Origin of the sequence: Roseovarius aestuarii, from assembly GCF_019966515.1 — a bacterium.
In the GTDB taxonomy this organism is placed as follows: Bacteria; Pseudomonadota; Alphaproteobacteria; order Rhodobacterales; family Rhodobacteraceae; genus Roseovarius; species Roseovarius aestuarii.
In genome coordinates this window covers 109,809-131,990 of sequence record NZ_JAIMIB010000014.1, presented here as the reverse complement: position 1 = coordinate 131,990, position 22,182 = coordinate 109,809, and the positions used below count along the sequence as shown (strand labels likewise).

Below are 22,182 nucleotides of genomic sequence, written 5' to 3'. Positions count from 1 at the left end.
TGGCCGTTATGCAAGTATTGCGGAAGCGTTCGTGACACTCGATCAAATTTCGGCGAATGGGCCATTCCAATCGGCCCATTCCTGCCGTTCGCCCGGTCCAGTCGATGCTGCGACTGCAGCCCACATAGCCGCCATTCACTGCGCTGCAAAAAACTGTATTCGGTCGAACTCACGGTCTGTGGACAACACTGACATTCGTTGCACAAATTGCAATGGCAACTGTCGGATTTTACCCGACGTTGGCGAGCGTGCGAGAGAGAAAAAAAGTAATCGACTTGGTTTAGGTAAACTTTCCTTCGGTTCCAAAAGCCTCATGAACTGGCAACTCAAAGGCAAATGCGCGTTACGCAGCCCGAACGGATCTGGAAATTACAATAACTTTGACATCACCATAAATGTCGTGAACGCGGAAATGTTCGGGTCTTCGTTGAACAACCTATCTGTGAGTTCTGTATACTCATCCATGTCCGCAACATGCAGAATGATGATGCTGCCAACTTCACCTGTGACCATATAGCACTGAACAACCGCTCGTTCACGCTTCAACTGGTCAAAGAAATTTTGTCGCGCCTGCAGTCCGTGGCGCTCAAACTTTACGGATACCACCACCGAAAGTTTTCGTTCGTAGCAATCTGGGTCTACAACTGCCACTATCTTCTTAATGGCGCCAATTTCCTTCAGCCTCGCAACTCGTCTGAGGCAGGCAGAAGGCGATAAACCCACTCGCTCGGCGAGTAATTTGTTGGCGCAATCTGCATTATCTTCGAGTGCGCGGAGAATCAGTCTATCAATTTTGTCAACGTTCTTCATGCGCGGAAAATTTGCATGAACGCCCCCAGATTGCAATATTGATATCAAACTAGAAAATATTTGCGCAAAAATTGCGCAAGATACGCCTAGAAACATCACAACGCATCTTTGCACGGCTGATCGCACGTTCGAAACGACACCTTCTCACTTGAGGTTTAGAGAACGCACGTAACCGCCGAGCTGAAACCTAAGGAACAGTACGAAATGAAAAAAATTGAAACACGTGAAGCAGCACTTCCACTGGGCCACTACTCACAGGCCATCGTTAGCGGTGACCTAGTGTTCGTATCTGGTGTCTTACCCATTGAACCGGGCGCGGAATTGGACTCGTCGCGCAGCTTCAAGGAACAAGCCGAGTGCGTCTTGAGGAATGCCGCAGCAATTCTGAAAGAAGCAGGGGCGAACTTGTCAAACGTGGTTAAGGCGACCGTTTACGTCACGAACATCGAAAACTGGAAAGACTTTGACCAAGCTTACGCAGCGGCCTTCGGAGAGCACAAGCCTGCACGAGCGGTAGCTCCTGTTCCCAATCTTCATCACGGCTTTGATGTGGAAATGGAACTCATCGCATCAGTCTCAGGTAATTAAGAAAGACGACTCAAATGACGACGAAATTGACCGATTTGGAAACACCCAGCTTGTTGATCGATAAAGGGCGCTTGATTGCGAACATCGGCCGCATGACTGCTGCCACCGAGAAACGAGGGATCTCACAGCGCCCGCATTTGAAATCGGCCAAGTCTGTGGATGTTGCAAAGCTGATTGTCGGAAAAAACGGTTCAGGCGCGACGGTTTCAACTCTCTTTGAAGCCGAAGAATTTGCAAAGGTTGGCATTACCGATTTGCTCTATTCAAATGCAATTGTTCCACAAAAGTTCAAACGCGCGGCAGCTCTGGTGACCGACGGTGTTGACCTAAAAGTGGTTGTGGACAACGTGGACATGGCCGATCGACTTCAAAAGTTTTGCAAAGAGACCGGCGTCTCATTTTCTGTTTTGATTGAGCTCGACATGGATGGCCACCGCTCTGGTGTTCGGCCAGAAGACACTGATCGTCTGTTGGCGGTAGCAGCCATTCTATCTGAAGGCGGGTTGCTTTCTGGTGTTATGGCGCACGCAGGCAAGAGCTATGCTTTGACCGACGCAGCTGCAATTGAGGATCTTGCCCGCGAAGAAGAAGCCGCTGCTCTTCAAGCCGCAGCACATCTTCGAAACGCTGGCTACCGTTGCGATATTGTAAGCGTTGGCTCTACACCGACGGCGCTTGCAGATATTGAGTGTTTGGGTGCAACGGAAATGCGGGCTGGAACCTGCATGTTCTTTGACCTGGTGCAACGCGGCGTCGGTGTTTGCACGTTCGACGATATCGCAATGAGCGTTTTGACAACAGTGAATGGGGTCAATCGAGAAACGAACCGGATCATTACAGATTCTGGGTGGATGTCTCTGTCTCGCGATCGAGGAACAAGCAAACAGAAAGAGGACTTCTTCTACGGCCAAGTTTGCCTGGAGGACGGAACGGTTCTGCCGGATCTGGTGGTTCTGGACACTCAACAGGACCATGGGATTATCGGTTACCGGGCGGGCATTGAGAAAACTGTTCCAGAGATCGAACTTGGCACGCTCCTAAGGATTCTACCGAACCATGTCTGTGCGACTGCTGCTCAGCACACGAAGTACTTCGTGGTCGACGAAAACAACGAAGTCGAAGCCATTTGGCCTCGCATCAGTGACTAACTGAGATGGTTAGCGAAGTCGCAGAGTTAATCCAGGAGAACCAATTGGTCGCTGATTTTGTCGATCGTTGCTCCCGCGTGAAACAAAGCAACCGGTTACTTCTGCGACACGGTCAAGACAGCTCAAAGCCAATAAAACCAAAGAGGCACAAATGAACAAACCAACTTTCATAGACCCGAAAACCAGCACTGTGTACGCTCTGGATGAGAAGATCTGGCGATCACCAGATGGCAACCCGCTCATGATGGCGCCACTCCCTGGCATTCGAAGAGAAGACATCGATACAAACACCCGTTCCCTTTGGCGGTATCGGGCCGCTTTTCCTACAAAAATCGAGACCCCGGTTACAATGGGCGAAGGCTGCACTCCAATGCATGAAAGCAGTTTCGACGGCGTGCCGTGTAGTTTCAAACTCGAATGGTTTTCACCTACCGGTTCGTTCAAGGACCGGGGCACGTCGGTGATGCTTTCAATGCTCAAGGAAATGGGCATCAAAGAGGTGCTTGAAGACAGCTCTGGCAACGGCGGTGCATCAGTTGCAGGTTACGGGGCTGCAGCAGGCATGAAGGTCAAAGTCTTTGTTCCTGCCTCAACCTCAGCAGCAAAAGTGGCACAGATTACTGCCTATGGAGCCGAAATTGTACGGGTGCCTGGTCCGCGCGAAGCGACGGAAGAGGCGGCGATCGAAATGGCCTCGGAGATTTTCTACGCCAGCCACAACTGGCATCCCTTCTTCCTGCAAGGTACCAAAACAATTGGATATGAAATCTGGGAAGACCTCGGATTCAAAGTTCCTGACAATATTGTCATTCCGGCCTCAGCGGGCAGCAATGTTCTGGGAATTTACCTTGCATTCAAAGAGTTGATTGCATCCGGAGAAGCTGATCGTCTGCCAAAAATCTTTGTATCTCAGCCCGCCAACTGCGCCCCTCTTCATGCAGCTTTCCAAGCTGGAGCCAACGATCATGTCCTCGAAGGGTTTGGTAAGACCGTAGCAGAAGGCACCGCCATCAAGCGCCCACTTCGCATCAAGGAGATGCTCCAAGCGCTTCGGGAAAGTGACGGCGGAACTGTCGCCGTTGAAGAGGACGAGATTATTTCGGCCAGTCAGCGCCTGGCACAGCAAGGTCTGTATGTCGAGCCAACGACGGCACACGCCGCCGCCGGGCTGTCGAAGCTGCACAATCACGGCCTCATAAAAGAGACCGATGAAACTGTAGTGATCCTGACCGGTAGCGGTCTCAAAGCAACGTCTTTCTACGCAGAGCTACTTAACGGCGACACGTAGAACTCTCGGGCAGCTTCTTCTAGCGAAACGTACGAATTCAAAGAGACGACCGCATCACGTTTGTCGTCGCGTACTCATTCCGGCCCATCAACACTTTACTGAAAGGAAAGAATATGACCCAGCAAGCGAAATCCGGACTATTTGGGCGGTGGCGATCGATGATGCTATGGAAGCAAATCGTGTTTGCTTTGGTGTTTGGGGTTTTAGTTGGCGTCGTCCTGAATGTGACGGGCAACGAGAACACGGCCACCATGATCAAGTATATCGGTACGATGTTCATTTCGGCTATCAAAATGCTGATTGTACCGCTTGTCTTTGTCTCGCTGGTTTGCGGTATGACTTCCGTAACCGACCTGGCACGGATGGGCCGCATCGGAATCAAGTCAATTGCCTTTTATCTTGGCACCACCGCTTTTGCGATTACCATTGGACTGGGATTGGCTATCTTGTTCCAGCCTGGCGCAGGTGTGGATCTCGGCACAGCAAGCGCAATGGAGCCTAAAGCGGCACCACCGTTCATTGAAACCTTGATTGCGATCATTCCAAAGAACCCGGTTGCGGCGGCGGCTGACGGAAACGTTCTGCAAATCATTTTCTTTGCAATCGTATTTGGTCTTGCAATCAACCTTGCAGGAAAACCGGCAGAGCCGATCCGCACCTTCTTCGACTCACTGAACACGGTCATTCTGAAGCTGACTGAGATCGTGATTTCATTTGCACCTTACGGTGTCTTTGCATTGATGGCCTGGGTTGCCGGAACATATGGGCTGTCGTTGCTCTTGCCGTTGGCTAAGATCATTTTCGCCCTGTACCTCGGATGTATCCTGCATGCTTTGATCGTTTATGGCGGGTTGATTACGTTCGTTGCCCGCCTGAATCCAGTTCGGTTCTTCCAAGGTGTAGTGGAGCCACAGATCGTTGCTTTTACCAGCACTTCCAGTTCTGGCACCTTGCCGGTCACAATGTCGGCAGCCCAGCAAAACTTGGGTGTCAACAAGTCGGTGGCAAGCTTCACGCTTCCATTGGGAGCAACCATTAACATGGATGGCACAGCAATGTATCAGGGTGTGTCAGCTCTGTTCGTGGCCCAAGCCTTTGGCATAGACCTCGGTATGTCAGAATACGTCACTATTATTCTGACTTCTACGCTCGCCTCTATCGGTACCGCTGGTGTTCCTGGTGCAGGTCTTGTGATGCTGTCACTTGTTCTCACCTCTGTTGGCCTGCCGTTGGAAGGCGTTGCAATCATCGCCGGCATCGACCGGATTCTGGATATGGCACGCACGTCGCTTAACGTGACGGGCGACTGTACTTGTGCGGTAATTGTTGCCAAATCCGAAGATCAGATCGATCTGGATGCGTACAATACTCCCCATGCGTTGAAAGCGCCTAAACTAGCGGACGCATAGTTAGGCTGAGCAAATAAAGAAGAGCCGGGGCGAGAATATTGCCCCGACCCTCAGGTCCATACGGCTTCAGAAGGTAGGAGCACCTCATGATACGAATTACTGAAGAACAATCTGCCGCGATCGCGACGCATGAGCTCGCCTACGAAGCCGTCCGCGAGGCTTTTGTTGCTTCCGTCGCAGCGGCGGCAAAGAGCTTCCCGGTTGTGATCGGCCACGCAAGTGATCCACAAAACCGATTTACGATCAAGTCAGCGGCAGATGGATCAATGGCTGGCGTAAAGGTGGGGTCGTATTTTCCCACAAATGACGAGGTAGGCCTCCCGCGGCATAACTCTCTGATCCTATTGTTCAACCAAGAGAAAGGCAGCATTGGAGCGGTGGTGGAGGCAGGCAAACTTAATGCCTATCGTACTGCTGCTGCTGACGCGGTCGCGACCGACGCCTTGGCACGCGCCGATGCAAAAGTATTGACTCTATTTGGAACAGGAAACCAAGCAGAATACGAAGCACATGCAATCGCAAAAATTCGCTCTCTGCAACGTATTCTTATTGTCGGGCGATCCGAAGAACGCACGTCAGCATTTGCTGAAAAGCTCTCTCGGGGTGGTCTGCCTGCAGAAGCCTGCGAGGCTGAAACCGCTTGTCGGCAAGCCGATATCATTGTCACCGCGACCACCTCCAAGGCACCTTTGTTTCGACCCGAATGGGTTCAACCAGGAACACACATCTCGTCAATGGGATCAGACGGAGGAGGGAAACAAGAACTTCCACCGGAGTTGTTTTCGGCCGGTCGCTTGTTTTGCGATCTCCCAGAACAATCACTGCGTATTGGCGAGTTTCAGCACACAGCAGCCGATACTAACGTTGTCCCGATTGGCGACGTGCTAAAGGGTACAGTTTCTGGTCGCGAGTCGGAAAGTGAGATTACTGTTTTCGATAGCTCTGGTATTTCATTGCAGGATCTTTACATCGCAGAAAAAGTGATTGCGGCGCATCTTTCGAAACCAATTGCATAGCCGTACATAACGTCAGCTTTGTAAGCGTCGTACTCATTCAAATTCGGTGCAGCATTCGGTAAAAAGGGCTCTTCGCGGCCATGCGGTGCTGCGGAGATCTGCGTTGCCTTAATTAACCGAGACCTGTCTTTCGTCAGATTCCCGCTCGTTCCGGGGAAACACCTGCAAATTCACGGGTTTCCCGAGTTTTCAAGATGATCGTGTGGCGTTCGTTCTTTGGCATCGGGCGTTCCAGCAAAGAGCGGCGAGACATAACTCTGAGCCCTGCTTGTCGATTGCTGCAGGGGGATCGTACGACCAAATAAGCGCACGAAAGACGACATTACTGTAAAATTCTATTTGGGCGGCTATCTGCATATCGCACTTTGCATTTCGCTAGTATGTTCCGAGAATGGAATCTATCTTCAAATAACTGCGTTAACGCTTGTGGACAAACTGCGCCACTCACTCCCCGATCGGCGATCGCGCATCCTGCGCTCGCATCTACCTAAAAGCGCACCAAAGTCAGGGCCAGCTCCCCCGACGAGAGTTAGAGTCAGTGAAGCCTTTCGTTTACATCTAAATTCTCAAGAGCAGTTTGCCATTGAAACTCTTGAGCTTCCGAACAGAACGAGCCTGCGGTGGACTGCGGCATTTGACTTTTGGTCTGCGCGATCATGATTTGACGGGAATTAGAAACCGGCCCGGATAGAGATCGCCAGTCCAGCCGGCGGGTGGTGATCGAAAACCGCGGCATAATACTCACACCGAGGCCACGAACCACAAGCTCCTGAATCCAATCTTCCCGCTGACTGCTGCAGACGACCTTTAGATCGAGACCGTTGTTTTCCATAAATTCAAAAAACGGCTGTCGAATTTCGCATTTCAGACGATCCACGTAGGCTTCTTCCGCAACATCAAAAAGGGTCAACTCCTGTTTTTCCGCGAACCGGTGCCCCTCTTCAAAGGCCACAACCATGTCCTCATCAAACAGGACCCTTACCGAAAGCTCTTCAAATGTTTTATCATCGTGTGAAGCAACAAATGCGCAGTCCAAGACACCTGTAAACAACAATTTCGGCAACGCTTCCGGTCCAATATCGTGCAAGATCACCAACACATTGCTGTGCGTGTGATTGAATTCGTTGACAAAAGCCGACAATACATCGGGGCCAATGGTGCACATCACACCGACATTCAGTTCCGATCCGCCGCTTTCAAGAAACGATTTGGCTGCGGCGCGAGCCATTTCCCTGGTTTCATAAATGCGCTGACAATGCTCGCGTATTACCTTGCCCAGCGAAGACAGTCTCACCGCACGCCCATCTCTGATGAACAGTTCTCCGCCAAGTTCAGCTTCCAGTTTCTGAATGGCGCGGGTCAGCGCCGGTTGAGAGACGTGGCAATTTTCGGCAGCACGGGTGAAATTGAGGCTCTCCGCTGCTTCGAGAAAATAGCGAACCTGATGAAATTCCATATTCCTAACCCCCACTGTGTATTGTGCATTGAACCATAATTCATCGGCATTGGACAGCTTCCGTTCTCGCTCGCTACTTATATCAGACCGTTAAAACCGCGCTGAGAACTTTATCCCAGCCGTTCCGATTTACTTGGTCAGAACCGGCCTGTCACAGGTCTGGAATGGCGCGACCAGATCAGCATTCAAACAATGAGGGAATTACCATGATGTATCGAAAATCTTCTTTTCTTAGCTCCGCTTTCGCAGGGCTTTCGCTGTTTATGTTCACACTTACCACGCCTCTGCCCGCTGTGGCTCAGGATAGATCGCTCTACGAACGCCTCGGCGGTTATGACGCCATCTCCGCGGTTGTGGACGACTTCGCGGGTAAGCTTTTTGAGGATGAGGTCGTCGGAAAACGCTTCTTTGGCATGGGCGATGACACCCGGGCGTCGTTTCGGCAAAAGAACAAGAACCTTGTTTGCATCGCCACCGGCGGTCCGTGCAAGGTAATCAGCCGTCCGGCGGATGTGGTGCATGGCGGTCTGGGTATCACGGCCAGCGAGTTCGACATCGTGGCGGGGCATCTTTCCGACACGCTCAACTCATTCAACGTGCCGGAACAGGAACAGGAAGAACTGATGGCGATCATCGCCAGCCTGCGGCCCGACATCGTAGAAGTTGAAGATGAGTGACTTCGGCCTCAGAACACAGGGTGGCGAGTATGTGCTTTTTCGTTAAGCGCATTTACCAGCAACCAGATCCGGCCGACGGGTACCGCTTGCTCGTCGATCGGATCTGGCCACGCGGAATATCCAGGCAGGCTGCGATGATCGACGAGTGGATGAAAGACATCGGCCCCAGCACCGAATTGCGACAATGGTTCAATCACGACGCGTCCCGCTGGACCGAGTTCAGATCGCGATACCATGTGGAATTGGAAAATCGTTCCGGCCTCGTAAACGCGATTATGCTGCAATCGGGCACAGGGCCTGTGACGCTGCTTTATTCGGCCCGAGATACCGCTCACAATCAGGCGATTGCACTCGCCGAATACCTGACAATCATGAAACCACTCCTCGCGATCAATGTCTCCTGTCAGCGATCAAACTGTGCAGCGTGCATTGAACGATAAAACATCGGTATTGGACGGCGGAAAATTCCCCTTCCACAATCACAATTGATCAACACAGACATTTTCACGGGTGGAGGCCAGACATGGATTATCGGCAATATTTTTCAGATGAATTACAGAAGCTTCACAACGAGGGTCGCTACCGAACCTTTGCCGATCTCGAACGTCGGGCCGGACGTTACCCCGAAGCAACCCATCACGGCGTCAGTTCCGATCAGCGGGTAACCGTATGGTGTTCAAACGATTATCTCGGAATGGGGCAAAATCAGGAGGTCGTGTCTGCTGCCCACAGGATCCTGCGCGATACCGGTGTCGGCGCTGGTGGCACCCGCAACATCTCGGGCACCAACCATAATCACGTCCGTCTGGAATCCGAACTGGCCGATCTGCACGATAAACAGGCGGCGCTTCTGTTTACCTCGGGCTACGTGGCCAATATGACGGCCCTGTCGACCCTGGCCTCACGTCTGCCGGATTGTGTGGTCTTTTCTGATGAGCAGAACCACGCCTCGATGATCGAGGGCATCCGCCACAGCCGCGCCGAAAAACACATCTTCCGGCATAATGACCCCAATGACCTGCATCGAAAGATGAGCCGGGTCGCACCGGATCGGGCCAAACTGGTGGTCTTTGAATCGGTCTATTCGATGGACGGTGACTTCGCACCGATCCGCAAAATTTGTGACGTCGCAAAACATCATCATGCACTAACCTATCTGGATGAGGTACACGCTGTTGGTCTGTATGGGCCGCAGGGTGCCGGCGTTGCAGCGCGCGATGGTGTTATGCACCGCGTAGACGTTATTCAGGGAACGCTGGCCAAAGCCTTCGGCACCCTGGGCGGATATATCTCAGCCTCGGCCGAGCTGGTTGATTTCGTGCGTTCAAACGGGTCAGGCTTTATTTTCACCACGTCGCTGCCGCCTTGCATCTCGGCTGCCGCATATGCCAGCATCCGGATCGTGCGTGACAACGATGCCCTGCGAGAACTGCAACAAGAAAGAGTGCAAAAGTTGAAGCACCTTATGGCTGCAGCAGGTTTGCCGTTAATGCAGTCTGAATCCCATATTTTGCCCCTGATGGTCGGCGATCCGGTTCGATGCCGTGAAATCAGCGAAACCCTGATGACCGAATACTCGATTTACCTGCAGCCAATAAACTATCCGACTGTTCCTTGCGGAACCGAGAGGCTTCGGATTACGCCTTCACCCGTGCATAGCGACGAGGATATCGATCACTTGGTAGACGCGCTTGTCGCTGTCTGGGCACGCTATTCTCTGCGACGCGCGGCATAACGGTCTTCAAATCAGCATGTCGGGTTTCCAGATTTGATCCGATAGAAGACGGTCACTACAAGAGCCGAAAAAACTTTCCCCCAAGAACTTCAAGATCGGGGGAATGGGGCCATTTTTCAGTTCTGCAGCTTTCAACCCAAAGCGCAATTCAGCGGGCGAACCGCCTCAGGTAGAGCCGCGCTGTCCGCTCATGGACCGGCACGGTGTACCGGGCCATCTGTCAGGTTTGCGTGAATCCAGCCCGCAGGGTTATTTGAGGTCTCGGGCCGGGTCTCGTCGTCATTTACCCTGTTCCCTGAGCATTGAACGATAAGTCATCGGTATTGGACGGTCGCGAATTTTTCCCGCAAAATTAATGCATTAGAATTCAAATGGCAAAGATTGCGGGCGATCTTCGAGGTTGCCGCAACACTGGAGAAAAATCATGTTCCTAAGAAAAACTTCGCTGAACTCCAAGCTACTTACAATCGTGGCACCCATTTCGATTGTTGTGGGTCTTGCTGCGCTTTCCATCAATATCGCCCCGGCGGTGGCACAGGACGCGTCATATCAGCCGGAGTTTACCGATGACAAAATGCTCAAACTCCCGCGTGGCAAAATATGGCGTGAATGGCCCTTTGTCGGTTCTTTGGTCACACCCAACGCGCTGAACGGCGGCGAAGCGCCATTTCCCGAGCACCACATGGTTTATATCGACCCGGTGAGCTGGTCCCACTACAAAGAAACGGGTGAATTCCGCGAGGGTACCGTGCTCGCCAAGGAACTTACACTTGTGCGTGCGCCCGACGGCGCCAATGAAGACGGCTCGACCGACGAAATCAGCGGCACAGGCTATTTCATGGGTGAGTTTTCCGGATTTGAAATCACCATCAAAAGCGAAGAGCTATATCCGGACGAGCCCGGGAACTGGGCCTACTACACTTTCGGGCACCACGCAGAGCCCTACGCCGAGACCGCCGTCAGGCAACCGGCCGAGGCCTGCAATGCCTGCCACGAAGCGTCTGCCGCAGAAGACTTTGTCTTTACACAGTTCTACCCGGTGCTGCGTGCAGCCAAGGGCGGAAACTAGAAAGAAGGTGCTTTTGACAGCGCAGCATCGGCACAGTCGACGGCAAGTTCAACTCATGGAGGCATAAAGTTCGAGCAGTTGAATGCCTGCAAGGCACTATTTTTAAGGAAAATAAGTCAACAGACTCAAATCCGACATGTAAACAGCAAAGGAGACAAAAATGAACATCCGCTTTCTCACACCCAAGATGCATGGCCTCGTAGACTATGCGGCGGCTGCGGGCCTCATCATCTTTCCGTTTGTCTTAGGTATAGGCACATCCTCGCCAATCGCGTTTTGGCTTTCGATCGTCGCAGGTATCGTCGTAATCAGCTACAGTATGCTCACCGGTTATGCATATAGCGCCGTTCCGATGGTGCCCTTCAAGATACATCTCGCCATTGACTTTGTAGCCGCTGTCGGGTTTGCCCTCGCCCCCTTTGTATTCGGGTTTGCCGGGCTTGATGCCGCATATTACTGGGCGTTATCTGGCGCGGTATTCCTTGTGGTGGCAGTCAGCCAACCAGACCAGGAGACAAGCGTGAGATCAGCGTCGGCGGCTTGATCAACAAGCATAAAAACCAACTAAACGGTGGCCCATCAAAAAGGGCCACCGACCTATTCAGATTGTTCGATTTCATTTGCTGCACCAACTCTGGAAAATTTGGAATGGCTTAAAGGTCATTGATCGACGCTGTGGGCCAGAAAGCTGTCAATCTTCTGTGCATTCTCATGGTCAATTTTGTCCGCTCTTTTAAAGCCGATCCCGGTTTCAGCGAAAGGGGGGTTTGAATTTCGCGCCTCAGACTGGCTTTGAATGACCGGTCTGACGAAATTGGCTGCAACGCAGAGCTGAGTGTGCCGCACCTGCGAGCACATGCTGCGTCAGCAAACACCCAAAAGGGCGGCGGCGGCAAAGTCCGCGACCCGGCCGCTCACCTTTCGAAAATGCTGCAGGATGCACGAACGGCAGGAATGCGAAAGTTGCGCTGCGGCGTGGCATGACCCGATGAATGCCTCCTGTGAGCTGTTCGCGTGACTTTGCAAAGTACACTATCTGCGCATTGCCGACCTCTGTGCTAGCCGCCGCAAAAGAAAACCTGTCTCAGACCTGTGAATGGCCGCTTTTGCAGTTTGGTGGGATTGCTTTCGCGGATGCAGCGAATTCACACTTTCCGCCCCATTCTGTTGAAAAAAAACGTGTTGTTGGTGCAGCAAGTGATCATTGAGCGAAGGAACGAGCGCTTTTGTTATCAAGCTGTTCTTGGTTCATGCGGTACGCGAAAAATCTTGGCCAGTTTCCGAAACTTATAGCCTAATATACATTAGGCACGTGGAAGCTATGTGAAAGCTGTAATGCTTGAGAATTTCATAACTCTCACCGGCCTTACGTATAATATTGATTTAATTAAATTAAATGGCGATCCCGGAAGGACTCGAACCCTCAACCTGCTGATTAGAAGTCAGCTGCTCTATCCAGTTGAGCTACGGGACCACGCGGGTGCAGCTTTAGCGCGCGTTTCACGCAAGATCAAAGCCAAATCATGCGAAGGTGTCATCCGGATAGGTGACGCCTGCCAGGTATAGCCCATGTGGCGGGCACACAGGGCCGCAGGCGGCGCGGTTACGGGCCTCCAGCGCTGTCCTGATGTCCTCTGGAGCCCAAGCGCCGCTGCCCACGCGTTCCAGCGAACCCACGAAGCTGCGTACCTGGTTGTGCAGGAACGAACGGGCGCGCAGGTGAAAATGTATCTCGGGGCCGCCTTGGGTGTCTACGGCGTCAATCTCGAGCGTATCGAGGGTTTTAACCGGGCTGGCCGCCTGGCAGATGGAGGATCGGAAGGTGGTGAAATCGTGCTTGCCCAGCAAATGAGCCGCACCCTCACGCATGGCCTCGACGTTCAGGCGATGCGCAACCTGCCACACCAGCCCGGCCGCGTGGGTTGCTGGCGCGCGACGCGTCAGCAGCCGGAAGAAGTACCGCCGATCCAGCGCTGAAAACCGCGCGTGCCAGTCCTCGGCGACACGGGCGCAGGACAAAATCGCAACGGGATAGGGCTTGAGATGATAATTCAGCGCCTCCGACAGCCGAAACGGGTCCCAGTCCTTGGTCATGTCGCAATGAGCCACTTGTGCCAGCGCATGCACGCCCGCATCGGTGCGGCCAGCGGCGGCAATCGTGTGGGGGCCGGGTTCTATGCGATCCAGTGCTGCTTCGATCGCGCCCTGTACCGTGGATTGATCCGCTTGGCGTTGCCAGCCGGCGAAGGGCGCGCCGTGATATTCGATTTTCAGGGCGTATCTGGGCATGAGATGCCACATAAACCGGGGCGGGCAGGGGAACAATCCCCCAAACCTCCCCTCTGGCAACTGGGCAGGGGCATAGCTATCTTGGAAGCACCAGGGCTGAAAGGGCAGATAGTTTGGTCATTACATCCATCGCAGATGGCGTGACGCGCGGGATTGAAAGCGTCAGTGATACGATTTCAGAAACCTTGTTCGAGCCGGTGATCCGGTTGGGCGTGACGGGCCTTGCGCGGTCGGGCAAGACCGTGTTCATCACTTCGCTGGTCGCCAATCTGATGGATCGCGCCCGGATGCCTGCGCTGCTGGCGGCCGGCGACGGGCGTATTCAGGCGGCTTTTTTGCAGCCGCAGCCCGATTATGCGGTGCCGCGCTTTGACTATGAGACGCATCTGGCCGCGCTTACCGCCGACACACCGCATTGGCCCGACAGTACCCGCGCGGTGTCGGAGCTTCGCCTGTCGCTTCGGGTGCAGCCTGGCGGATTGCTGAGTGGGCTGCGTGGCGCGCAAACGGTACATCTGGATATCGTCGATTATCCCGGTGAGTGGCTGTTGGACCTCGCGCTGCTGAACAAAAGCTATGCCACCTGGGCCAGTGAGGCGCTGGCCCGTATCGCCGGGCGTCCTGAGGCAGCGGCATATCTGGCGGCATCAAATGCAGCAGAGGTAAATGCCAAACTGGATGAGACGGTGGCGAAGTCGCTGGCCGAAAGCTTTACCACCTATCTGCATGCAGCGCGTGATGCAGGGTTCTATGACTGCACGCCCGGCCGTTTCTTGTTGCCCGGCGATCTGGCGGGCTCTCCGGCGCTTACTTTTGCGCCGTTGCCACCACATGATCGACCGCATCGTAAATCGCTCTGGTGCGAGATGGAGCGTCGTTTCGAGGCGTATAAAGCGCAGGTTGTGAAGCCGTTCTTCCGCGACCACTTCGCGCGCATCGACAGGCAGGTCGTACTGGTTGATGCTTTGGGAGCGATACGAAAGGGTCCACAGGCCGTCGAGGACCTGCGCCTTGCGATGGCCGATATTCTGGGCGCGTTCCGGCCCGGGCAGAACGCCTTTCTGACGCGCTTGTTGATGGGTCGGCGGGTCGAGAAGATTCTTTTTGCGGCGACGAAGGCCGATCATCTGCACCACAGTCAGCATGATCGCCTGGCCGCCCTCATGCAGGCCCTGACGCGCGATGCCCGAGATCGTGCCGATTTCGCCGGGGCAGAGACGCAGGCAGTGGCCCTTGCCGCGCTCAGAGCTACCGTTGAGGAACAGATCAGCCACGACGGCGCCGAGTTACCCTGTGTTCGTGGGAGGTTATTGAGCACTGGCAAGCAAGCGGCGTTCTATGCGCGTGATCTGCCGGAAGATCCACAGCGACTGCTTTCGGCGGCGCGCAACGGGGCTGAGGCTTGGCTAGATGGTGACTTTCAGGCAATGCAGTTCGCGCCCGCGCCACTGTCGCTGAAACCGGGCGAGGGGCCGCCGCATATCCGGCTCGATCGGGCGGCGCAATTTTTGCTGGGAGACAGGCTATGACCAAGGGTCCCGTATTGATCGATCTGGACGATGCCGCACCCGTAGAAGGCCCTGACAAGGCTCCGCCGGTACCAGATGCGGCACCTGCGCCTCAGGGGCAGGCCATGCAAACTGCCGCCGTGCTGGCGGCACGCCGTCCATCCCGGCTGACCCGTTGGTTCTGGTCATCACTGTTGGCCCTGGTGGGCGTTGTCATTTCGGTTGCGGCCTGGGATTTCGTCATCGGATTGCTGGCGCGCTCTCCGGTTCTGGGCTGGTTGGTGATCGGACTTCTGGCGGTGCTTGGGCTGGTCATGCTGGCGATCACGCTGCGCGAACTGGCTGCGTTTTCACGACTGAAACGTATCGACACACTGCAGGCAGACGCGGAGATTGCGCTGGCGGAGCAGGATTTGGCCAAGGCACGGCAAGTGGCGGACAGGCTGACCACTTTCTATGCGGCACGCGAAGAAACCCGCTGGGGCCGCGAGCGTCTGGCCGACTACCGCGCTGATCAGTTCGATGCCTCCGGCCTGCTGGGGCTGGCCGAGACCGAGTTGCTGGTGCCGCTGGATCAGGCCGCGTTGCGCGAAGTTGAGGGGGCGGCGCGGCAGGTGGCGACAGTCACCGCAATCGTGCCGCTGGCATTGGCGGATGTGGTCGCCGCGCTGACGTCGAACATCCGAATGATCCGGCGCGTGGCCGAAATTTACGGCGGCCGGTCCGGCGTATTGGGAAGCTGGCGGTTGACCCGGGTGGTGATGGCCCATCTGGTCGCCACGGGGGCGGTTGCGATCGGCGATGACCTGATCGGTTCTATCGCTGGCGGTAGTCTCTTGTCCAAACTCTCAAGACGTTTCGGCGAAGGTATCGTCAACGGCGCGTTAACGGCGCGCGTCGGCGTGGCCGCGATCGAGGTTTGCCGCCCACTCCCCTTCAATCGGGTCGCACGCCCGTCGGTCACCGGATTGGTCAAGCGTGCGCTGACGGGGCTATTCGGTCGGGGTTAGAGAGCGGCTCCACCCGACAGGTTAACCTGACCGCGCATCGCGACGTAGTACCATCAGGCCCGCGCCGATGATCATGATCATTCCCAGCAGGGTTGACCCCTTGGGCATGGTGGCGAAAAAGGTCAGATCCCACATCACCACGAAAATCAGGTAGGTGTATTCGAACGTGGCCACGGTTGCGGGCGGTGCGGCCTGATACGCCCCGGCCAGCACCATGCCGATCAGCACCGCCAAGCCGGCCAGCAGCACCAGTACCTGCCACTCGGCCTGCGTGATAGGTGACCAGGCGCCAAAGATGTTGGGATAGCTGTTGACGAGATCGGGGGCAGGCGGCCAGATCAGAAGCAACAGGCTTGCACCCAGCCCTGCCGCCAGCATCATTAAGTTCAGCGATAGCGCCATGGTTGTCACCGGTATGGACTGGCATTTTACCCGCGTCGTGATGTGACCCAGAGCGTAGAAGACCGCGCCAATGATGGGCAGCAGCGCCCAGGGCGAAAACGCATCGGTGCCGGGTTTCAGCAGGACGACGACGCCGACGAAGCCCACAAAGACCGCGATCCAGCCCATGCGCCCTACCGGTTCGCTGATGACATAAGCTGAAAGCAAGGTGATGAAGATGGGTGCGGTGTAGTTCGCTGCGCCGACTGTCGAAAGGCTCAGGAATGGGATGGCGGCATAGAAGGCCATAAAGGTGAGCGTCAGGCACAGGCCGCGCAGCAGTGGCCACTTCTGCACGGCACCCCGCAATGCGCCACGGTTACCCTTGGCAAGCGCCAAAACAGCAAAGAGCGGTAGCGCCAGCAGTGCCCTGACGGTGAATATCTGCCATAGAGACAAGGTATTGCTGAACAATTTGAAAACCACGTCCTGTACCGAGATCGTGAAGGCAGCGGCGATGATCAGGGTCACACCCCGCAGAATGTTTTGCGGCCTTGCTGGCGCTGTTGTGATACTCAATTTCGCCTCCACGCGCAGCGTCAGGGTGTGCCGTCGGTGAACGATATGTTGAGTTGCGATGTTTGGGAATGCGTTGCAAATCAAACTGAATATTTAGTATTATTAACCAATGGAACGTGCGCCACTACATGGAATCGAAGTATTTCTGGCGATTGCTCATGAGGGATCGCTCCGGGCGGCGGCGCAGGTTTTGGGTGTCGGGGCGCCAGCGGTCAGCCTGCAGCTCAAGGCGTTGGAAGAGCGGTTGGGTGTCGGCCTTGTGATCCGCACCACACGGCACATAGAATTGACAGAGGCGGGGCGTGTTCTGCTTGAAGCGGCGGGCCCAGCCTATCGGGACATGTCCTATGCGGTCAAGAAAACCCGCGAAGTTGGCAAGTCACTTAACGGAACAATGCGGCTGAGCCTGTCGCGGGGTGCCTATATTACTGCGCTGGCGCCGGTGCTTGACGGGTTTCTGGCCGACTATCCCGGTCTCAATCTGGAGTTGTCGTGGCATGAGGGGTTGGTGGATATCAACCGAGAAGGGTTTCACGCCGGAATCCGGCTGGGCGATATCCTGTCGCCGGATATGGTTGCAGTGCGCCTGACGAAGCCTCTGCAAACCGTCTTTTCGGCAGCCCCCGCCTATTTGGATCGGCGCGGACGCCCGACGCATCCGCGCGATCTGCTTGGACATGATTGCATTCGTTATAAACTGCCGACGGCAAAGCGTATCGCCGAGTGGTATTTTATCGAGGACGGGCAGGAAAAGCTGATCGACCCGCCTGCACGTATGGTGTTTGACCAGATCTCGGGGGTGATACAAGCTGGCCATGAAGGACATGGCATCGGCTGGTCGTTGCGCGCGACGGTGGCCGAGCATCTGGCCTCGGGCGATCTGGAGGAAGTGCTGGCACCTTATGCGCGCCAGTTGCCGCCGTTTTATTTATACTATCCCGAGCAGAATAAGCGTGTCGAATGTCTGCGATTGCTGATCGACCGTCTGGTAGCGCATCGGGATCAGCAAGCGAAAAACCGGGCGGGCTGAGACATTGGCCGTCCCGCCCGTGCCGGTCATTGGCGGGCTAGATCGCCGCGAGCAACGCCTCGCCGCCCGAGACTTCGCAGACGCCGGGGCTTTCTTCGGCATGCAGCAGGCTGACAGTGCCGTCCTCGACCAGCATGGCATAACGTTTCGAACGCGCTAGCAACCCGGCTGGCGGGGCATCGAAATCCATCCCGATCGCCTTGGTAAACGAGGCATCGGCGTCACCCAGCATGGTAATGCCCGCGTCCGTTGCGCCGGTGGCTTCGCCCCAGGATTTCATCACGAAAGGATCGTTGACGCTGATGCAGATCACTTCGTCCACACCTTTCGCGGCCAGATCATCCTTGGTGCGGATGAAACTGGGCACATGGGCCGAATGGCAAGTGGGTGTGTAGGCGCCCGGCACGGCGAAAATCACCACCTTGCGGCCTTTGGTTTTGTCTTCCAGCGCCACTTGTTCCGGGCCCTCCGCGCCCATCTGCATCAAATTCGCCGCGGGAAGTTTGTCGCCAGAAGAAATACTCATTGTCGCATCCTGTCTATCATTCATGTTTCGCGTAAGTGTAGATATAGGCCGGGACAGGTGGCAAGGCCACGAGGAATTAAGGAGAAGGCGGGATGACGCGGGTTGTAGTCGTGGGGGCCGGGCAGGCCGGATCGTCGCTGGTGGCCAAGCTGCGCAATGGCGGCTTTGACGGTGAGGTGACGCTGATCGGTGAAGAACCGGTGCCACCCTACCAGCGCCCGCCTTTGTCGAAGAAATACCTGCTGGGCGAGATGGAGTTGGAGCGGCTCTACCTGCGGCCGGAAAGTTTTTATGAAGAGAACGGTATTGACCTGCGTCTGAACGGCGCCGTTACCGAGATTGATCGGGCCGTTCAAGAGATCGTCGTGGAGGGTGAGCGTCTGGCCTATGATCATCTGGTGCTGACCACCGGATCGACTCCGCGCCGCTTGCCCGCAGCAATTGGCGGCGAGCTTGAGGGTGTTTTCGTTGTGCGTGACCTCAGAGATGTAAACACGATGGCGCTGGGGTTCGGCCCCGGCAAACGCGTATTGATCGTGGGCGGCGGCTATATCGGCCTTGAGGCCGCGGCTGTGGCGGCCAGCAAAGGGCTTGAGGTCGTGTTGGTCGAGATGGCGGATCGCATCCTGCAGCGTGTCGCGGCACCGGAGACCTCGGATTTCTTCCGCAATCTACATCGGGGCCATGGCGTCGATATCCGCGAAGGTGTAGGGCTTGAGACATTGCTGGGTGATGGTCACGTCAGCGGTGCGTGTCTGAGCGATGGCAGCGAGCTGGCAGTGGATTTCGTCATCGTTGGCGTGGGTATCGTGCCCGCCACGACGCTGGCCGAAGCTGCCGGGCTGGAGATCGAGAACGGCATAAAGGTCGATGAATTGGGTCAGACCAGCGACCCGGCAATCTGGGCGGCGGGGGATTGCGCATCGTTCCCGCATGGCGAGGGCCGTATCCGGCTCGAGAGCGTGCCCAATGCGATCGATATGGCCGAATGCGTGGCCGAAAACATCATGGGTGCTGGCAAGACCTATGTGCCGCAGCCGTGGTTCTGGTCGGATCAGTATGACGTGAAATTGCAGATCGCCGGGCTGAATACCGGCTACGACCGGATCGTGACACGCCCTGGTGAAGCCGAGGGCCATGCCTCGTTCTGGTATTACAAAGGCGATCAGCTGCTGGCGGTCGATGCGATGAACGAACCGCGCGCCTACATGGTCGGCAAACGCCTGATCGACAGCGGCAAAACCGCCGACCCGGCTGTCGTTGCCGACCCGGGGGCCGATCTGAAGCAGTTGATGCGCGCGTGAGGATTATCGGCGGCACGCATCGCGGCCGCACATTGGCGTCGGTCGGCAAAGGGGATATGGCGGCGCATTTGCGACCGACCTCGGACCGGGTGCGCGAGAGCCTGTTTAACGTACTGGCGGGCGGCTATGGCGACCCGGTGACAGGTGCGCGCTGTCTCGATATTTTTGCGGGTACCGGGGCGTTGGGGCTTGAGGCCCTGTCGCGCGGCGCAGATTGCGTGTGTTTTGTCGAAGATGGGCGCAAGGCACAGAGTATACTGGCAGAGAATATCGCGCTGTTGAACGCAGGCCCGAAAGTGCAGGTACTACGACGCGATGCAAGGCGGCTGGGTGAGAACCCGGAGGCTGCCTATGACCTGATTTTCCTTGACCCGCCTTACGGCAAGGGATTGGGCGAGGTGGCGCTCGCGAAGGCGCTGACGGGGGGCTGGATCGCACCGGGCGCGTTGGTGGTCTGGGAAGAGAGCTCGACGATTGACGTGCCCGCCGACTTGCGTCTGCTGGAAGCTCGCAAATACGGTGACACGATAATTTCGTTCCTTGAGGACGAAAGCTGAACAAAATTCACTCGATTTTAATTAAGTTCCGCTTTTGTTCTATATGTCGCTAGGACGGAGAGTTTAAATGTTCCATACCCGCAACATCGCTGACGAGTTGGCCGGAATTCGGTCTGAGATTAACGCGCTAAAGCGGCGCGAACAGATGTTGCGGGAGATGGCACTGGCTGACCCCGACAGCCCTGAGGGACACTGCCATGAGGTGGTGATCAAAACGCAGAAGCGACGGGGGCTGCTGCGTGATCGACTGCCTGCGCACATTCTGAAAGACCCGGCCTATTGGGAAGAGCGCGAGGTGCCTGCGGTAACGCTATGCGAACGTGCGGCATCGGACGTGGTCAACCTGGCCACGCATCGGCATCTGATCGAAGCCAATGAACCCAAAGCGACGCGTGCTGTCCGCCCTGGCGACCCGGTGGCAGAGCCCCCGGTGCGTCCGGTTCTGAAACTTATCGCGCAAGAGACAGATCAAACGGATGTCTTGGAGAATTTCGCAGGCTGAATCGCTGAACACGTACCTGCTAAAACAAACCGGGCATTAGCCACGCATCAATGCCGGCAGATCACCGGTAAGCCCCGCAGCCTCTCTGATGAATTTTCGCCGCAGGCCGGGCATGGCGTTGATCGCCCCCATACCCAGATCGCGCCCCAACCTCAGGAGTGGGTTATCATTTGAAAACAGCCGGTTGGTAAGGTCCGTGGCCAGCGCCAGCGTGCTCGTGTCGAAGCGGCGCCATTGCTGGTAGCGGGCCAGAACATCTGGCGCGCCAATGTCTTCACCACGGTGCGATGCCTCTTGAAGCACCTGGGCCAGGGCGCCGACGTCGCGCAGGCCCGCGTTGAGGCCCTGTCCGGCAATCGGGTGCATGCCATGCGCTGCATCGCCAATCAGCGCAAGCCGGTCCGCGATGAAGGAATTCGCTACGGTGAGACCCAGAGGGTAGGTAAAGCGTTTGCCCTTAAGCTTGATCTCGCCCAGGAAATCGCCAAAGCGGGGGCGCAGAACCTCCATGAAACCGGCATCAGAAAGCTCGGCAAATTTGGCGGCGGTTTCTTCCTTTTCGCTCCAGACGATTGAACTCATACTAGCCGGAAGGGGCAGGATGGCGAGTGGACCCGGTGGCATGAAGAACTGATGCGCAATACCCTTATGCGGTAGCTCATGCTCGATGGCGCAGACAAGTGCCGTCTGGCCGTAATCCCAACCGGTGCGCTGGATTCCCGCGCGTTCAGCCGTACCCGAAGCGCGGCCGTCCGAGCCGATTAAAAACCTGCCCGAGAGGGTCTTGCCCGATGCAAGCGTGACACTGACATGGGCGGGATGAATGTCTTGCGCGATGACGGTTTCGCCGGCCAAGTGGGTTATGCCTTGGGTCTCCTCCATCGCCTCAAGAAAAGCGCGACGCAGGAAGCGGTCCTCGAGCATGTGGCCCATCGGGCCCTCTTCGATCTCCGCATGGTCAAAATGCATGAAAAAGGGTGCGGCACCTTCGCCAGCGCGCCCGTCGCTAACCTTGATTTCCAGCATGGGTTGGGCATTTTTGGCGACGCGTTCCCAGATACCGATGGCGCTAAGCAGCCGGACCGAGGCGAGGGCAAGCGCATAGGATCGCCCGTCAAAGGCGGCATTCCTGCGAACTTTCTCGCTGAGCGCATCGATGACGGTAACGGAATGCCCGGCCTGGGCCAGGGCAAGGGCTAATGCCGGACCGTTAAGCCCACCACCGACGATCAGGATATCGCTGTCATGCGTCATGCGATTACATATGGCGGCTTGCGTGGGATTGTCCATGCGCCGCAAG

Annotated in this window: 22 protein-coding genes and 1 tRNA gene; 16 read left to right on the top strand and 7 right to left on the bottom strand. The window is 55.9% G+C overall.

Annotated features, from left to right (window positions below; translation table 11 throughout):
* Positions 1-369: 369 nt before the first annotated feature.
* The gene (locus LC334_RS16315; protein WP_085801494.1) at positions 370-810 is read right to left on the bottom strand and encodes an Lrp/AsnC family transcriptional regulator; all 441 of its coding nucleotides are present in this window, start codon (positions 808-810) and stop codon (positions 370-372) included.
* Between the two features lie 204 nt (positions 811-1,014).
* Between LC334_RS16315 and LC334_RS16310 the strand changes: the two genes are divergently transcribed.
* From LC334_RS16310 to LC334_RS16290, 5 genes are all read left to right on the top strand, one after another.
* Complete coding sequence (locus LC334_RS16310; RefSeq protein ID WP_085801493.1) at positions 1,015-1,398, top strand: RidA family protein; 384 nt, start codon at positions 1,015-1,017, stop codon at positions 1,396-1,398.
* 14 nt (positions 1,399-1,412) lie between these two features.
* Positions 1,413-2,546, top strand: a complete 1,134-nt coding sequence (locus LC334_RS16305) for an alanine racemase (protein ID WP_085801492.1) — start codon at positions 1,413-1,415, stop codon at positions 2,544-2,546.
* A 151-nt stretch (positions 2,547-2,697) separates the two neighbouring features.
* Positions 2,698-3,834 carry a threonine synthase gene (locus LC334_RS16300; RefSeq protein ID WP_085801491.1) on the top strand — a complete coding sequence of 379 codons (1,137 nt, stop codon included), beginning with the start codon at positions 2,698-2,700 and terminating at the stop codon, positions 3,832-3,834.
* Between the two features lie 113 nt (positions 3,835-3,947).
* The gene (locus tag LC334_RS16295) at positions 3,948-5,243 is read left to right on the top strand and encodes a dicarboxylate/amino acid:cation symporter (protein ID WP_085801490.1); all 1,296 of its coding nucleotides are present in this window, start codon (positions 3,948-3,950) and stop codon (positions 5,241-5,243) included.
* An 86-nt stretch (positions 5,244-5,329) separates the two neighbouring features.
* Complete coding sequence (locus LC334_RS16290; RefSeq protein WP_085801489.1) at positions 5,330-6,259, top strand: ornithine cyclodeaminase family protein; 930 nt, start codon at positions 5,330-5,332, stop codon at positions 6,257-6,259.
* Positions 6,260-6,794: 535 nt separating this feature from the next.
* On the opposite strand, the gene LC334_RS16285 is transcribed toward LC334_RS16290, so the two are convergent.
* Positions 6,795-7,715 carry a LysR family transcriptional regulator gene (locus LC334_RS16285; protein ID WP_085801488.1) on the bottom strand — a complete coding sequence of 307 codons (921 nt, stop codon included), beginning with the start codon at positions 7,713-7,715 and terminating at the stop codon, positions 6,795-6,797.
* Positions 7,716-7,978: 263 nt separating this feature from the next.
* Between LC334_RS16285 and LC334_RS16280 the strand changes: the two genes are divergently transcribed.
* From LC334_RS16280 to LC334_RS16260, 5 genes are all read left to right on the top strand, one after another.
* Entirely contained in the window at positions 7,979-8,392 is a 414-nt protein-coding gene (locus LC334_RS16280; RefSeq protein ID WP_176237729.1) for a group I truncated hemoglobin, read from the top strand.
* Between the two features lie 29 nt (positions 8,393-8,421).
* Entirely contained in the window at positions 8,422-8,832 is a 411-nt protein-coding gene (locus LC334_RS16275; RefSeq protein WP_085801486.1) for a DUF488 domain-containing protein, read from the top strand.
* A gap of 83 nt (positions 8,833-8,915) precedes the next feature.
* Positions 8,916-10,127, top strand: coding sequence for a 5-aminolevulinate synthase (gene hemA / locus LC334_RS16270; RefSeq protein ID WP_085801485.1), 1,212 nt, complete (start codon positions 8,916-8,918; stop codon positions 10,125-10,127).
* Between the two features lie 424 nt (positions 10,128-10,551).
* The gene (locus tag LC334_RS16265; RefSeq protein WP_085801484.1) at positions 10,552-11,196 is read left to right on the top strand and encodes a cytochrome P460 family protein; all 645 of its coding nucleotides are present in this window, start codon (positions 10,552-10,554) and stop codon (positions 11,194-11,196) included.
* A gap of 160 nt (positions 11,197-11,356) precedes the next feature.
* Positions 11,357-11,740 carry an SPW repeat domain-containing protein gene (locus LC334_RS16260; RefSeq protein WP_085801483.1) on the top strand — a complete coding sequence of 128 codons (384 nt, stop codon included), beginning with the start codon at positions 11,357-11,359 and terminating at the stop codon, positions 11,738-11,740.
* Positions 11,741-12,593: 853 nt separating this feature from the next.
* Here the strand turns inward: LC334_RS16260 and LC334_RS16255 are convergent.
* A tRNA-Arg gene (locus LC334_RS16255) sits at positions 12,594-12,670 on the bottom strand.
* A 47-nt stretch (positions 12,671-12,717) separates the two neighbouring features.
* A complete protein-coding gene (gene truA, locus LC334_RS16250; protein WP_085801504.1) occupies positions 12,718-13,485 on the bottom strand; it encodes a tRNA pseudouridine(38-40) synthase TruA in 768 nt (255 codons plus the stop codon).
* A 113-nt stretch (positions 13,486-13,598) separates the two neighbouring features.
* Here truA and LC334_RS16245 point away from each other — a divergent pair, with 113 nt between their 5' ends.
* Complete coding sequence (locus tag LC334_RS16245; protein ID WP_085801481.1) at positions 13,599-15,014, top strand: YcjX family GTP-binding protein; 1,416 nt, start codon at positions 13,599-13,601, stop codon at positions 15,012-15,014.
* Complete coding sequence (locus tag LC334_RS16240; protein ID WP_085801480.1) at positions 15,011-16,003, top strand: YcjF family protein; 993 nt, start codon at positions 15,011-15,013, stop codon at positions 16,001-16,003. The genes LC334_RS16245 and LC334_RS16240 overlap by 4 nt, the downstream gene beginning before the upstream one ends.
* Before the next feature lie 21 nt (positions 16,004-16,024).
* Here LC334_RS16240 and LC334_RS16235 read toward each other — a convergent pair whose 3' ends face one another.
* Positions 16,025-16,963 carry a DMT family transporter gene (locus LC334_RS16235; protein ID WP_176237728.1) on the bottom strand — a complete coding sequence of 313 codons (939 nt, stop codon included), beginning with the start codon at positions 16,961-16,963 and terminating at the stop codon, positions 16,025-16,027.
* 109 nt (positions 16,964-17,072) lie between these two features.
* On the opposite strand from LC334_RS16235, the gene LC334_RS16230 reads away from it, so the two are divergent.
* Positions 17,073-17,993, top strand: coding sequence for a LysR family transcriptional regulator (locus LC334_RS16230; protein WP_085801478.1), 921 nt, complete (start codon positions 17,073-17,075; stop codon positions 17,991-17,993).
* A 37-nt stretch (positions 17,994-18,030) separates the two neighbouring features.
* Here the strand turns inward: LC334_RS16230 and LC334_RS16225 are convergent, their stop codons facing one another.
* Positions 18,031-18,519 (bottom strand): peroxiredoxin, encoded by a 489-nt coding sequence (locus tag LC334_RS16225; RefSeq protein ID WP_085801477.1) that lies wholly within the window; start codon positions 18,517-18,519, stop codon positions 18,031-18,033.
* A gap of 92 nt (positions 18,520-18,611) precedes the next feature.
* Here LC334_RS16225 and LC334_RS16220 point away from each other — a divergent pair, with 92 nt between their 5' ends.
* The 3 genes from LC334_RS16220 (at position 18,612) to LC334_RS16210 (ending at position 20,882) form a co-directional block, all read left to right on the top strand.
* Positions 18,612-19,823, top strand: a complete 1,212-nt coding sequence (locus tag LC334_RS16220; protein ID WP_085801476.1) for an NAD(P)/FAD-dependent oxidoreductase — start codon at positions 18,612-18,614, stop codon at positions 19,821-19,823.
* Positions 19,820-20,380: a 16S rRNA (guanine(966)-N(2))-methyltransferase RsmD gene (gene rsmD / locus LC334_RS16215; RefSeq protein ID WP_085801475.1), complete on the top strand. Its 561-nt coding sequence runs from the start codon at positions 19,820-19,822 to the stop codon at positions 20,378-20,380. Before LC334_RS16220 ends, rsmD begins: the two co-directional genes overlap by 4 nt.
* A gap of 67 nt (positions 20,381-20,447) precedes the next feature.
* Complete coding sequence (locus tag LC334_RS16210; RefSeq protein ID WP_085801474.1) at positions 20,448-20,882, top strand: hypothetical protein; 435 nt, start codon at positions 20,448-20,450, stop codon at positions 20,880-20,882.
* A 36-nt stretch (positions 20,883-20,918) separates the two neighbouring features.
* Here LC334_RS16210 and LC334_RS16205 read toward each other — a convergent pair whose 3' ends face one another.
* Positions 20,919-22,136, bottom strand: a complete 1,218-nt coding sequence (locus LC334_RS16205) for an FAD-dependent monooxygenase (RefSeq protein WP_085801502.1) — start codon at positions 22,134-22,136, stop codon at positions 20,919-20,921.
* Positions 22,137-22,182: the final 46 nt, after the last annotated feature.